Source organism: Cohaesibacter sp. ES.047 (genome assembly GCF_900215505.1).
Taxonomy (GTDB): domain Bacteria; phylum Pseudomonadota; class Alphaproteobacteria; order Rhizobiales; family Cohaesibacteraceae; genus Cohaesibacter.
The window spans coordinates 235,604-249,528 of record NZ_LT907844.1; the positions used below are offsets into that span (position 1 = coordinate 235,604).

11 protein-coding genes are annotated in these 13,925 nt (G+C 58.2%); 7 read left to right on the forward strand and 4 right to left on the reverse strand.

The window, feature by feature from the left end; all coding sequences use genetic code 11:
* Positions 1–174 precede the first annotated feature (174 nt).
* The 3 genes from puuE (at position 175) to CPH65_RS01025 (ending at position 3,632) form a co-directional block, all read left to right on the forward strand.
* The gene (puuE, locus tag CPH65_RS01015) at positions 175–1,614 is read left to right on the forward strand and encodes an allantoinase PuuE (RefSeq protein ID WP_096171745.1); all 1,440 of its coding nucleotides are present in this window, start codon (positions 175–177) and stop codon (positions 1,612–1,614) included.
* Entirely contained in the window at positions 1,611–2,117 is a 507-nt protein-coding gene (locus tag CPH65_RS01020) for an ureidoglycolate lyase (RefSeq protein WP_096171746.1), read from the forward strand. Before puuE ends, CPH65_RS01020 begins: the two co-directional genes overlap by 4 nt.
* An 87-nt stretch (positions 2,118–2,204) precedes the next feature.
* Positions 2,205–3,632 carry a uracil-xanthine permease family protein gene (locus CPH65_RS01025; RefSeq protein WP_096171747.1) on the forward strand — a complete coding sequence of 476 codons (1,428 nt, stop codon included), beginning with the start codon at positions 2,205–2,207 and terminating at the stop codon, positions 3,630–3,632.
* Positions 3,633–3,730: 98 nt separating this feature from the next.
* On the opposite strand, the gene xdhC is transcribed toward CPH65_RS01025, so the two are convergent.
* The 4 genes from xdhC to CPH65_RS01045 form a co-directional block, all read right to left on the reverse strand.
* On the reverse strand, positions 3,731–4,576 hold the full coding sequence (xdhC, locus tag CPH65_RS01030) for a xanthine dehydrogenase accessory protein XdhC (protein WP_096171748.1): 846 nt from the start codon (positions 4,574–4,576) through the stop codon (positions 3,731–3,733).
* A 14-nt stretch (positions 4,577–4,590) separates the two neighbouring features.
* Complete coding sequence (gene xdhB, locus CPH65_RS01035) at positions 4,591–6,939, reverse strand: xanthine dehydrogenase molybdopterin binding subunit (protein WP_244574502.1); 2,349 nt, start codon at positions 6,937–6,939, stop codon at positions 4,591–4,593.
* On the reverse strand, positions 6,936–8,393 hold the full coding sequence (gene xdhA / locus CPH65_RS01040; RefSeq protein WP_096171749.1) for a xanthine dehydrogenase small subunit: 1,458 nt from the start codon (positions 8,391–8,393) through the stop codon (positions 6,936–6,938). The genes xdhB and xdhA overlap by 4 nt, the downstream gene beginning before the upstream one ends.
* Before the next feature lie 201 nt (positions 8,394–8,594).
* Positions 8,595–9,419, reverse strand: coding sequence for a bifunctional allantoicase/(S)-ureidoglycine aminohydrolase (locus CPH65_RS01045; protein ID WP_096171750.1), 825 nt, complete (start codon positions 9,417–9,419; stop codon positions 8,595–8,597).
* Between the two features lie 280 nt (positions 9,420–9,699).
* Between CPH65_RS01045 and CPH65_RS01050 the strand changes: the two genes are divergently transcribed.
* From CPH65_RS01050 to tnpB, 4 genes are all read left to right on the forward strand, one after another.
* On the forward strand, positions 9,700–11,862 hold the full coding sequence (locus CPH65_RS01050; protein WP_096171751.1) for a malate synthase G: 2,163 nt from the start codon (positions 9,700–9,702) through the stop codon (positions 11,860–11,862).
* A gap of 250 nt (positions 11,863–12,112) precedes the next feature.
* A complete protein-coding gene (locus tag CPH65_RS01055; RefSeq protein ID WP_256385215.1) occupies positions 12,113–13,066 on the forward strand; it encodes an IS30 family transposase in 954 nt (317 codons plus the stop codon).
* 80 nt (positions 13,067–13,146) lie between these two features.
* Complete coding sequence (locus tag CPH65_RS01060) at positions 13,147–13,551, forward strand: transposase (protein WP_096171753.1); 405 nt, start codon at positions 13,147–13,149, stop codon at positions 13,549–13,551.
* The gene (tnpB, locus tag CPH65_RS01065; protein WP_096171754.1) at positions 13,548–13,775 is read left to right on the forward strand and encodes an IS66 family insertion sequence element accessory protein TnpB; all 228 of its coding nucleotides are present in this window, start codon (positions 13,548–13,550) and stop codon (positions 13,773–13,775) included. The genes CPH65_RS01060 and tnpB overlap by 4 nt, the downstream gene beginning before the upstream one ends.
* Positions 13,776–13,925 lie beyond the last annotated feature (150 nt).

Here is a 13,925-nt window from a genome sequence, read left to right on the forward strand (position 1 = left end):
CTTCAAAGCGCATTTGCCAAATGGGTCTTACGGCGCGATAGTGACCACGTCCATTCATCTTATAGTCCCCCACGACCAATACATTGCTTCATTTGCAAAAATAGCTATCGGAATTTCAAGAAAATACGACGCGATTTATTTGCTATAGAAGTAAATTAACAAAGGAGCCCAAACGTGACACGTTACCCTCGAGATCTTTCCGGTTATGGAGCCAACCCGCCCAAGGCCAACTGGCCGAACGGTGCCAAGATCGCTGTCCAGTTCGTGATCAATTATGAAGAGGGTGGTGAAAACTGTATCCTGCACGGCGATGCAGCGTCAGAGGCTTTTCTGTCCGAAATCGTGGGGGCGGCCCCGTGGCCCAGCCAGCGGCACTGGAACATGGAATCCATCTATGAGTACGGTGCCCGGGCCGGGTTCTGGCGCCTCCATCGCTTGTTCACCAAGCACAGGATTCCCGCCACCGTCTATGGCGTGGCAACGGCCCTTGCCCGCAGCCCCGAACAGGTCGCAGCCATGCAGGAAGCAGACTGGGAAATCGCCAGCCATGGTCTCAAATGGATCGAGTATAAGGATTATGCCCGCGAGGACGAGAAGGCCGACATGCTGGAGGCCATCCGCCTGCATGAAGAGGTCACCGGCTTCAAACCGCGCGGCTGGTACACGGGCCGCAGCTCCGACCAGACGGTGGATCTGGCCACCGAAATCGGCGGGCTCGACTATGTCTCGGACACCTATGCCGATGACCTGCCTTACTGGTATCAGTCCGGCTCGCGTGATCAGCTGATCATTCCCTATACCCTTGACTGCAACGACATGCGCTTTGCAACGCCGCAAGGGTTCAATTCGGGTGATCAGTTCTTCACCTATCTCAAGGATACCTTCGATTGTCTTTATGCCGAGGGACAGGCTGGCACGCCGAAGATGATGAACATCGGCCTTCATTGCCGTCTCATCGGTCGGCCGGGCCGCATCATGGCGCTGGAGCGCTTCATGGAATATGCCCGAAGCCGCGTCGATGTCTGGTTTGCGCGCCGCATCGACATCGCCCGCCATTGGCAAAATGCCCATCCGCCGGTGCGGCGGGATCGGCCCAGCCAGATGGATGCCGCTCGCTTTGTGCGCGAGTTCGGCGGCATTTTCGAGCATAGCCCATGGATCGCGGAACGGGCCCATGGGCTCGAACTTGGCACCTCGCATGATTCAGCCGTTGGTGTGCACAGTGCCCTTTGCCGCGCTTTCCGCTCTGCAAGCTTTGAAGAGAAACTGGGCGTTCTCAAGGCCCATCCCAACCTTGCGGGCAAACTTGCAGCAGCAGGAGAACTGACCGCCGCCTCGACGGTCGAGCAGGCAAGTGCCGGGCTAGACCTTTTGACAGACAACGAGCGCATTCTCTTCACCTCGCTCAATGAGACCTACATGGAGAAACACGGCTTCCCCTTCATCATTGCCGTGCGCGAGCATGACAAGGCCAGCATCCTTGCCGCCTTCCGCCGCCGTATCGGCAACAGCATCGAGATGGAATTCGCCGAGGCCTGCCGGCAGGTGGAGCGCATCGCGCATTATCGGCTCAATGATCTGCTCGAACCTCATCAAGCCGGGGCCAATTCATGAGTGCAGGTGACGTTCTCATCCAGCCTCTGACCCGTGAGGCCTTCGCGCCTTACGGAGACATCCTCGAGCTTGGCGCCGAGCCGACGATGATCATCAATCAGGGACTGTGCGGGCGCCATCACGATCTTGCCAAACTCGATTTCGTGATGACCGAAGAGGATGATGGACGCCCGGGCATCAGCCTGTTCGATGCCGAGCCGCGTAGCCTGCCCTATCGCCTCGATCTGGTTGAGCGCCATCCACTGGGCAGCCAGGCCTTTGTGCCCATGAGCCTTGATCCGTTCCTCGTGATTGTCGCACCGGATGAAGGTGGCACACCGGGGACACCGCTGGCGTTCGAGACGCACTCCGGGCAGGGCATCAATTTTCACCGCGACGTATGGCACGGAGTTCTCACTCCGCTCCATGCGCCGGGGCTATTTGCCGTTATCGACAGGATCGGAACGGCTAAAAATCTACAAGAACACTGGTTCGAGCGTCCCTACCGTGTCGCCCGCGCCTAACGACAAAAAGCAATCACAAAATAAAAAAAGAACCAACCCAATGTGCTGTTGGAGGAAAGACAACCATTCCAATGAGGGGTAACAACCATGGATAACAATTCAATCGGGACACCGGCGCAGCTCGCCGACCCCAACTATACGCCTCCCTTGCTCAAGGCCATTCCACTTGGCATCCAGCATGTTCTGGCGATGTTCATTGCCAACGTGACACCGGCCATCATCGTGGCGGGTGCTGCCGGGTTCGGATTCGGCTCCAATTCGCCGGATTTCCCAGAATTGCTCTACATGATCCAGATGTCGATGCTGTTCGCCGGGCTCGCTACCCTGCTGCAGACGATCACCATCGGACCGGTTGGTGCGGCGTTGCCCATTGTTCAGGGCACGAGCTTTGCGTTCCTGCCGATCATGATCCCGCTGGTTGCTGGCAAGGGTGTTGATGGCCTTGCAGCCCTTTATACGGGTATTTTCATCGGTGGTCTGTTCCATGCCTTTCTTGGCCTGTTCATCGGCAAGATCCGCTTTGCGCTGCCACCGCTCGTCACCGGCCTTGTGGTCACAATGATCGGTCTGGCGCTGGTCAAGGTCGGCATCCAGTATGCGGCTGGCGGGGTTCCTGCCATCGGCACGCCGGAATATGGCTCGGCTCTCAACTGGGGCGCTGCGCTGGTTGTTATCTTTGTCACGCTGGGTCTGAAGTTCTTCGCGCGTGGCATGCTGTCTGTCTCGGCGGTGCTGGTTGGCCTGATTGTGGGGTATATCTTTGCGCTCCTCACCGGCATGCTGACGGTCGATGCCATCACCACCTCTTGGGACCGCGCAGCCGCATTCGCCCTGCCGATGCCCTTCAAATATGGCTTCGAGCTGTCTTTTGCCGCCATCCTCGGCTTTTGCCTGATGGCTGTCATCTCGGCGATTGAAACCGTTGGTGACGTCTCGGGCATCACCAAAGGCGGGGCTGGGCGTGAAGCGACCGACAAGGAAATCTCCGGTGCAACCTTTGCCGATGGCCTTGGCACGGCACTCGCCGGTATCTTTGGCGCTTTGCCGAACACGTCCTTCTCCCAGAATGTGGGTCTGATTGCCATGACCCGCATCATGAGCCGCCATGTGGTGACCATCGGTGCGATCTTCCTGATCATCTGCGGCCTGATCCCGAAAGTGGGCGGCCTCATCCGCACCATCCCCATCGAAGTGCTGGGCGGCGGTGTGATCGTGATGTTCGGCATGGTGGTTGCTGCGGGCATTTCCATGCTTTCGGACGTGCACTGGAACCGCCGCAACATGGTGATCTTTGCGATTGCCCTGTCGGTCGGTCTTGGTCTGCAGCTTGAGCCGGGTGCCGTGCAGCATCTGCCGGGAACCTTGAAAATCCTGTTGACCTCCGGCTTGCTTCCCGCTGCGCTGATCGCGGTTGTGCTCAACCTCATCCTGCCGGAAGAACTGGCAGCTGAGTCGACCGAGGAAGTCTCCGGCGGCATGGCCGGTCACGGTGAAGGGTCTCTGCCAGGCGAGTGATCGCCTAGCATATGTGACAATGCAAAGCCCCCGGAAGCCAATGGTTTCCGGGGGCTTTTTCGTCTTGGATGCTTCCAGAATTGAGGGGATTTACGGGATCATCGCCCACCGGTTCTCTGGTGGCTGAGTTGATAGCTGGCGTGGGCCGTCTCCAGCGCAAGCATCACCTCGGCGACGGTCAAGGCAGCGATGACCGCCGGACGCTTGTCACGGCTGGCGCTGCCACCGATCGGGCAGGTGAGACGCTCATAGAGGGCGGGAGCATCCTTGCCCTCCTCTCCGCTCAGCCAATGCTTGAACGTGCCGCGTTTGCTCTTGGAGCCGATCATGCCGACATAGGCAGCATCCGCGCGACTGAGCGCCTCTCGCGCGAGCAGAAAATCCAGAGCGTGATCATGGGTGAGAATGACAAAGGCACTGCCCGGTGGCGCTGTGCGGACGTCCTGCTCCGGCAGGGGCGTGCAGCGCTGCTCGACAACTGGATCGCACAGGGCCAATTCCTCTTCGCGGCTATCAACAACAATGGCATGCACCGGCAGCAGCCGAAGGTTTGAGGCCAGCGCCCGGCCGACATGCCCTGCTCCGAAAATATAGACGTTGGGCCGGGTCGCGATCTCGCGGTCTTCGCGCCCGATGGCAAGTCGCTTTGCCCGGTGATCCATCAGCGAGAAATGCAGCGCCACGACGCCGCCGCAGCATTGACCGATTTCCGGCCCCAAGGGCACTGAGAGATTTTTCACCCCCTGCCTGAGGCGCAACATGCGGCGGGCTTCGTCGATGGCGATATATTCGAGCTGACCACCACCGATGGTGCCATGGATTGCACTCTCGGTGACGAAGATCGTCGCGCCAATTTCGCGCGGGGATGAGCCTTTCAGGTCCATCAGTTCGACGCGGATGATCGTGTCGTGCTTTTCAAGAAAAGATTGCAAGCTGATGGTCATGATCCGGTCTCCTATTATGGCTGCAACGCCTCCACGGCAAGCAGGACCCGCTCGGGGGTGGCGGGGGCATCAAGGCGGGGGCAGGTGCGATAGTCATCAACGCTGGCAACCGCCATGGACAGGGCTTCAAGCACAGAGATGGCCAGCATGAAGGGCGGCTCACCAACGGCCTTGGAGCGTTTGATGGTGCGCTCCTGATTTTCGGACCAGTTGGCCAGCTCGACATTGAAAACACGCGGGATATCGCTTGCAAGCGGGATCTTGTAGGTGCTGGGGGCATGGGTTCTGAGGCGGCCCTTGTCGTCCCACCACAGCTCCTCGGTGGTCAGCCAGCCCATGCCCTGAATGAAGGCCCCTTCCACCTGTCCCTTGTCGATGGCGGGATTGAGGGACTTGCCGACGTCATGGAGAATATCCGTGCGATCAATGACATATTCGCCGGTCAGCGTGTCGATGGTGACCTCGGAGACAGCCGCGCCATAGGCATAATAGAAGAAGGGGCGCCCCTTGCCTGCCTCCCTGTCCCAATGGATCTTGGGGGTCTTGTAGAAACCGGCAGCAGAAAGATGCACGCGCGCCTGATAGGCAAGCTTGATGAAGGCATCAAAGGGCATGACTTCCGCGCCGACCTTGACCGTGTTGGGCAGGAACTCGACCGCCTCCTCCGACACGCTCCATTTTTCCGCGGCAAAGGCGATGAGGCGTGCCTTTAACTGATTGGCTGCATCGAGCGCTGCCATCCCGTTGAGGTCCGTGCCCGAAGATGCGGCGGTGGCAGAGGTGTTCGGCACCTTGTCGGTCGCGGTTCGCGTGATCTTGATGCGACCAAGGTCGATCTGGAAGGCCTCGGCGACGACCTGCGCAACCTTGGTGTTGAGGCCCTGCCCCATTTCTGTGCCGCCATGGTTGAGCTGAACCGAGCCATCGGAATAGATGTGAATGAGGCTGCCCGCCTGATTGAAGTGAGTTGCCGTGAAGGAGATACCGAACTTGACCGGCGTGAAGGCGATACCCTTCCTCTTGATAGCGCCCGTCTCATTGGCCTTTTTGTTGTGGGCCAGAATATCGGCGCGGCGGGCCTGATAGTCCGAACTTATCTCGAGCTCATCGGTGATGCGCGCAAGGATGTTGTCCTCGACCTGCTGGTGGTAGGGGGTGTGGTCACGCCCCTCCTCGCCATAATAATTCAGCTTGCGGATCTCGAGCGGATCCTTGCCCAGCGCATAGGCAATCTCTTCGGTGATGCGTTCGGCGATGATGACCCCTTGCGGCCCGCCAAAGCCGCGAAAGGCGGTGTTCGAGACGGTGTTGGTCTTCATCGGATGGGAGCGTACGCGGACATTGGGGTAGAAATAGGCATTGTCAGCATGGAACAGCGCCCGGTCGGTCACGGCTCCGGACAGATCAGCGGAATAGCCGCAGCGGGCGGCAAAATCGCCCTCAACCGCCAGAATGCGGCCATCGTTATCAAAGGCGACATCATAATCGACGACAAAGTCGTGGCGCTTGCCGGTGGCGATCATGTCGTCATCGCGGTCAGGCCTGAGCTTGACGGGGCGGTCCAGCTTCTTTGCGGCCATGGCAGCGACCACGGCAAAGATATTCATCTGGGTTTCCTTGCCGCCAAAGCCGCCACCCATGCGGCGCACCTGTACCGTTACGGAATGGGACGGGATGCCAAGCACCTTGGCGACCATATGCTGGGCTTCGCTGGGGTGCTGGGTGGAGCAATAAAGCAGCACATCTTCATCCTCGCCCGGCAGGGCAAAGGCGATGTGGCCTTCCAGATACATATGATCCTGACCACCCACACGCATGCGAGCGGAGATGCGGTGGGGCGCATCGGCAAAGCCGGTTGCGACATCCCCCCGTTCAAGCTTCATGGGTTTGTAGACATGAGGGTAATCGGCCTCACGCGCCGCATCGACATCGGTCGCAAACGGCAGATCCTCATAATCGATCTTGGCCTTGAGCACCGCACGGCGGGCCAGATCACGGGTTTCAGCAATCACGGCAAACAGCGGCTGGCCGTAGAAATCAGTGATCTCTTCGGGAAAGACCGGTTCATCATCAAGATGGTTGGGGCTGATGTCGTTAACCGCGGGAATGTCGCTTGCGGTCAGAACGGCCACGACGCCCTCGCTCTCTTCACACTCGGAAAGATCCATGGCAAGGATCCGGGCGTGGGCGCGCTCAGACAAGCCAAGCGCGCCATGCAGGGTGCCAATCGGCTCCATCATGTCGTCGGTATAGTCCGCTCCGCCGGTGACATGCTTGATGGCAGACTCGTGAATTTGGCTGTCATGAGCAGCACCCTTGATGGCCGCATTGCCGCCGGGCGTCATGTTGGTGTCCTGTTTCATTCCGCAGCCACTCCCTCTTCAGAGACCGTATGCTCCAGCCAGAAGCGGCGGAAGAGATTTTGCGCCACCTTCATGCGGTAGGCATCGCTGGCTCGCCCGTCGCTGAGCGGTTTGAAATCATCCGGCAGCCGTTTGGCTGCGGCAAGAAGCGTGTCGAGCGCGAAGGGTTTGCCCTTGAGGGCCTTCTCGGCAGCGGATGCGCGCTTTGGCACGCCAGCCATGCCGCCAAAGGCAATGCGGGCGCGGGTGATGACGCCATCTGTCACATCAAGGCAGAAGCCGGCGCTGACCGATGAAATGTCCTCATCGCGACGCTTCGAAATTTTGTAAGCACTACAAAGGCTGGTCTCATCAAGAGTGGGGATGCGGATGATTTCGACAAAATCCCCGGCGGCGCGGTCCTGTTGGCCATAGTCGATGAAAAAGCGCTCCAGCGGCAAACAGCGCTGGTTCGAGCCGCGCCGCAGGATGAGTTCAGCACCGAGGGCAATGAGCACCGGTGGCAGATCACCAATCGGTGAGCCGTTGGCGATGTTGCCGCCGATGGTGCCCATGTTGCGGATCTGCGGACCGGCGATCCTCAGCCAGAAGTCATTCAAATGCGGAAAATGCTCCGCAATGGCTCCGGCAGCCTCGGTGTAGGTCACGCCCGCGCCGATGAAGAGGCTGTCTTCTGTTGCGTGGATGTCCTTGAGCTCCTCAAGGTGATTGATGAAGAGCACCGTGGAGAGGCGCTTGAGTTGCTTGGTCACCCAGAGGCCGACGTCCGTGTTGCCTGCGATGATAGTAGCCTCGGGCTCCTCCATGCGCACGGTGGCAAAATCTGCAAGGCTTGCGGGCAGGATCGCCCGTTCGCCATCCTTCTCGATCACCACCCGTGCGCCATCCTTGAGGTCGAGCAGACGCGCAAGGTTGGCTTCGCGTTCTCGCGCCAGCCAATCGGAGGCTGGATTGCCATACTGGCTGATGGCCATGGCCGCGTCGATGATCGGGCGGTAGCCGGTACAGCGGCAGAGATTGCCCTGAAGTGCGACTTCCACCGCCTCGCGTCCGGGATTGGGCGTCTGCATCCAGAGCGCATAAAGCGACATGACGATGCCCGGCGTGCAAAAGCCGCATTGGCTGCCGTGATGATCCACCATCGCCTGCTGCACAGGGTGCAGCGCCTCAGCTTCTCCCTTGAGCGCTTCGATGGTAACGATGTGGCACCCATCAAGGCTGGGCAGAAAGCGGATGCAGGCATTGACGGTCTCATAGACGAGCGTGCCCTTCATGAGCCGCCCGACAAGCACCGTACAGGCGCCACAGTCCCCTTCGGCACACCCTTCCTTGCTTCCAGTCAGGCGCTGCTCGATTCGCAAAAAATCGAGCAAGGTCTCGCAAGGCGAACAGGTGTCGCGTTGTACCAGCTGATCATTGAGCCAGAAGCGGATTTCCCTGCGAAGAGAAGGCATTGACGGTCCCCTTGAAATTTAGAATCGCGGGATATGAATGCAAATATCAGTATAGTAACAATCCCGGATATCTCGCAGCGTAGAAGACCGGCATCTTTTCAAAAACACAAAAAATTCTACGACAGTTTCAACAAAAGTCAAATAATGGAGACAATCAACACACAAGTGCTGCCAATGCGGCATCACCTGAGCGGTGCATCGCTAGAGGAAATCCATGTGGCGATTGACATCCTTGTAAAGGAGATAGCGGAAATTCTCCGGCCCACCCGCATAACAGGCCTGTGGGCAGAAGGCGCGCAACCACATATAGTCGCCCGCTTCCACTTCGACCCAATCCTGATTGAGGCGGTAAACGCCCTTGCCCTCAAGCACATAAAGCCCGTGCTCCATGACATGGGTTTCAAGGAAGGGAATCGCCGCTCCGGGCTTGAGCGTCACAATGGTGATGTGCATGTCGTGGCGCAGGTCTGCCGGATCGACAAAGCGCGTCGTTGCCCATGTGCCATCGGTATCCGGCATGGGAGATGGCTCGATGTCTGCCTCGCTTGCCACGAATAGCGGCTCGGGCCTGTCCAGACCGTCAACGTATACATAAGCCTTGCGGATCCAGTGGAACTGGGCAGTCTCGTCGCCATCGTTGCTGATCGTCCAGGTTTCTGCCGCAGGCAGATAGGCAAAGCCGCCAACACCAAGTTTCTCGCTCTTGCTGCCGATTGTGATTTTGATGCTGCCTGCCACGACAAAAAGCGCGCTTTGAGCACGGGCGTCCGTCTCCGGCCGTTCGCTGCCGCCACCGGGCTCCAGTTCGACGATATAGTGCGAGAAGCTCTCGGCAAAGCCGGACAACGGGCGGGCCAGAACCCACATGCGCATGCCTTGCCAGAAAGGCAGGCGGCTGCACGTGATGTCGCGCAGGGTGCCCTTTGGGATCACCGCATAGGCATCGGTGAAAACCGCCCGGTCGGTGAGCAACTGACTCTGGGGCGGCAATCCGCCTTCTGGTGTAAAGTAGCGTGTCTCTTGCATTTCTTGTCTTTCATCACATTCGACAACGACCGAACCACGTTTGGCTCTTGGCACGGCAGCGACCTGTCAGACCATCAAACCCTCTCCGATGGCATTTGCCAACCGCGCTTGTCACTGGTTTGAGAAGAAGCATCATCTTCCAATATTTGAAAATAATAGGATTTTTCAGCTTTTCAGGACCAATCCAATGGGGCCATAATCCCGCACACAAATTAAGGATCCCGCGCGGCATCATTCACACGCCGCGGCAAAACGGGACCGGGTCGAAGGGACGGAAACTATGCCGAGCAGACTGGACAAATTCGGATTGCAAGTGGACGAGCGGTTGGTGGCTTTGCTGGAGAAGGACATTCTGCCCGGCACCGAGCTGGACGCCGACACATTCTGGAAGGGCTTTGCCGACGGGGTCGCCGCCCTGACACCGGTCAACCGCAGCCTTCTGGCAAAGCGCGATTACCTGCAGGCGCGGATTGATGATTGGTGCCGCGCCCACAAGGGTCGCGACGTCAGCCTCGAGGACTACAGGGCCTTCCTTCAGGAAATCGGCTATCTTCTGCCTGAAGGCGAGGATTTCGAGATTGGCACGGATAATGTCGATGACGAAATCGCGCTGATCGCCGGACCGCAGCTCGTCGTTCCGGTGATGAATGCCCGGTTCGCCCTCAACGCAGCCAACGCCCGTTGGGGGAGCCTCTATGATGCCTTCTACGGCACCGACGCCCTGTCGCAGGAGGGAGAGTTGGCACCGGGGAAAATGTTCAACGAGGCGCGCGGGCGGGCCGTTATCGCCAAGACCTGCGCCTTTCTTGATGACGCCATTCCGCTCAAATCCGGCAGCCATGCCGATGTCGCTGCCTATAGCGTGTCCTATGATCACAGCCGTTTTGGCGTTCTGCTCAAGGACGGCAGCGAAACCGAACTCGTCGAGGCAAACCAGTATGCCGGACACGTCGAAGACGAGGTGATCCTGTTCGTCAACAACGGGCTTCATATCGAATTGCAGATCGACAAGGACCATCCCATCGGCAAGCTGTCACCAGCCGGGGTGAAGGATGTGGTGCTTGAATCCGCCATGAGCACCATTCAGGACTGCGAGGATTCGGTTGCTGCCGTCGATGCCGAGGACAAATGCCTTGTCTATCGCAACTGGCTGGGCCTGATGAAAGGCGATCTTGAGGATAGCTTCACCAAGGGCGACAACCAGCTGACGCGCAGGCTAAACGCGGATCGCAGCTATGTCGGCATTGATGGCGGCCCGATTGTGCTGCATGGCCGCAGCCTTCTATTGGTGCGCAACGTGGGTCACCTGATGACCAATGATGCCATTCTCGACAGCGAGGGACATGAGGTCTTCGAAGGCATCATGGATGCCTATTTCACGGTTGCCTGCGCGCTGCATGATCTGAGGCTTAAGGGCAACAGCCGAACGGGCAGTATCTATATCGTCAAACCCAAGATGCACGGCCCCGAAGAAGTCGCCTTTGCAGATCGTCTGTTTACCAGCGTCGAGGATGCCTTCTCCCTGCCGCGCAACACCATCAAGATAGGCGTCATGGACGAGGAGCGCCGCACCACGATCAACCTCAAGGAATGCATCCGTCCGGTGAAAGACCGGATCGTTTTCATCAACACCGGCTTTCTTGATCGCACCGGCGACGAGATCCACACCTCGATGAACTACGGGGCATTTCTGCCCAAGGGAGCCATCAAGGGCGAGCCTTGGATTGCCGCCTATGAAGACTGGAATGTCGATGTCGGGCTGGAAGCAGGCCTTCAAGGCAAGGCCCAGATCGGCAAGGGCATGTGGGCCATGCCGGACGAGATGGCCGAGATGATGAGTGCCAAAATCGGCCATCCCAAGGCTGGAGCGAGTTGCGCCTGGGTGCCCTCACCCACAGCGGCGACCCTTCACGCGACGCACTATCACATGGTCAGCGTTGCGTCGGTTCAGGACAGCCTCAAGGATCGGGCGCGCGCCTCGCTTGATGCCATTCTGACCGTGCCGCTTCTGAAGGGCTCGAATCTCGACGCCGACACAGTGCAGAAGGAACTCGACAACAACGCCCAAGGCATCCTTGGTTATGTGGTGCGCTGGGTCGATCAGGGCGTCGGCTGCTCCAAAGTGCCTGACATCAATGATGTGGCCCTGATGGAAGACCGCGCGACCTTGCGCATTTCCAGCCAGCACATGGCAAACTGGCTGCATCACGGACTTGTCACCGAAGAACAGGTGATGGAGACCATGAAGCGCATGGCCGCTGTCGTCGACAAGCAAAACGCGGGCGATCCGGCCTATCAGCCAATGGCGGGGCATTTCGAGACCTCGATTGCTTTCAAGGCGGCTTGCGATCTGGTCTTCAAGGGCAAGGAGCAGCCCAGCGGCTATACCGAACCTCTGCTGCACAAGCGCCGCCGCGAAGCAAAATCCGCGCAAAGCGCGTAAGGCTCTAAATACGCCAGCTTTGAAATCGCCTCATGCCCTAAGATAGAGGTTAAGTGGCACACGCAAACAAAAAGGCGCCCCGCTTCCGCCGGGCGCTTTCTTCTTGTCCGTCCTCGATGATCCAAAAATCCAAGAAATCTTAAGTGGCTTCGATGTTGAGGAAGTAACCCTCAGCGACATCAGGCAGAAGAAGACCAACGAACTGGTGTTCCCCGAATTCCGTTGTGAAATGCAAGACTCCCGCCTCGATATGGTATCGAGGTGGTTGTCGAGACCGTCAGGAGTGTTGCGATGCCATCGCTATTCCCATCTTTCTATCGATGAAAGAGAACAGATTTCCATCTTGAGACATTCCGGTCACTCGATCGGTTCAATCGGCGAGCTTGTTGGTCGTTGCAAATCCACGATCAGTCGCGAGTTGAGCCGTAATCGGCTGCCCTCAGGTCGCTATTCACCCAGCCATGCCGATGGGAGCTATTTGCTTCGTTGGCAGCGTCTTGCCATTCTCGAAGATGTTGAGAAGCTCGGCCAGTTTGTTCGGGACCGACTGTCGGAAGGCTGGATGCCGGAGCAGATTGCAGGCTGGCTGAAGGCAGGTAACGAGAAGGGTTTGCGCCCTATATGCTTTGAAACGATCTATAGCTTCATCTATCGAGCTGGCCAGAAAAGTGAAGCATTGTGGAAGCTTCTGACCCGTGGACATCGCATCCGCAGGCCTATGCGTGCCCGCCGTTCACGCGACAGGATCAAGGATCGGGCATCCATTCATGATCGGCCAGAAGCGGCAGAAAACCGCCAAGAAGCAGGGCATTGGGAAGCGGATCTGATCATCTGCAAGCGAACCCGCCCTGTGCTTGTGATCCACGAGAGAAAATCCCGGGTTACCCTGGCTGCTCGCATGACCGGCAAGAGCGCGGCCGAAACAGTCTCGGTGATGATGTCTATCTTCCGTCGCCTAGATCCGGCCTTGCGCAAGTCAGTCACATTCGACAATGACACAACCTTCGCCCAGCACAGCCTACTGCGCTCCATGTTCAACATGACGACATGGTTTTGCGATGCCTATGCCTCTTGGCAAAAGGGGGGAGTAGAGAATGCGAATGGTCGATTGAGGCGATGGTTGCCAAGGGACTTCGATATTGACGCGATGGACGACGAGGAGCTGCAAGACCTTGGTAAAGACGCCAAAATCTGCTTTGCTTAAACCTGTTGCACTTCGCGATGGAATCCACCCTGGCGTGATCTGCGATGAGATCTTCATATTGATATTTATGGAGTATCTCCATGGAGAGTACGGCGGAGTTTCTCACTCCTTCGCGGAGTGCGCGCGGGAGGCCACGCAAGTGGACGGATGAAGAGAAGGCGCAGATCGTATCGGAAAGCCTACAGCCGGGTGCTCGTGTTCGTGATGTTGCCGCGCTGCATGGGGTTCGGCCAAATCACCTTTCCGCATGGCGCACGCAAACCCGTCTTGGCAAGCTTGTGTTGCCGGAGCCTGAGGGCGCAATCGAGTTTGCCAGCCTGATTGTGGAAGAACCCGGCAGCGATTTGGAACCAGAGAGTGGCGGGCCGGTTACGAGCCATGACCGTCCGGAGATCGAATGTGGCTCTGTGATCGTTCGGCTCGAAGCAGGAGCAAGCGCAGGCAGGATAGTCGCTGTGGCGCGATCTCTTGCACGTTCGTCATGATTTTTCCTTCGAACCGGGTGAAGATCCTGGTGGCCAGCAAACCGGTGGACTTCCGAAAGGGCCATGATGGCCTCGCTGCGCTGGTCAGGAACGCGCTGAACAAGGAACCCTTCACTGGCACAGTGTTTGTCTTTCGCTCCCGCCGGGCAGATCGGCTGAAGCTTCTCTATTGGGATGGTACGGAGCTTGTGCTCGCCTACAAGCGTCTTGAGGAGCAGAGGTAATGGGATGAACTGCCTTTCCGCCAAATTCAAGCTATATTAGCTGAGATTGAGGGATAGGAGGATCATCATGATGAATATCGCGATCTTGGGCATAGATCTAGGCAAAACTGTATGCAGCCTCGCCGGTTTGGACAAGGATGGGGCCGTCAT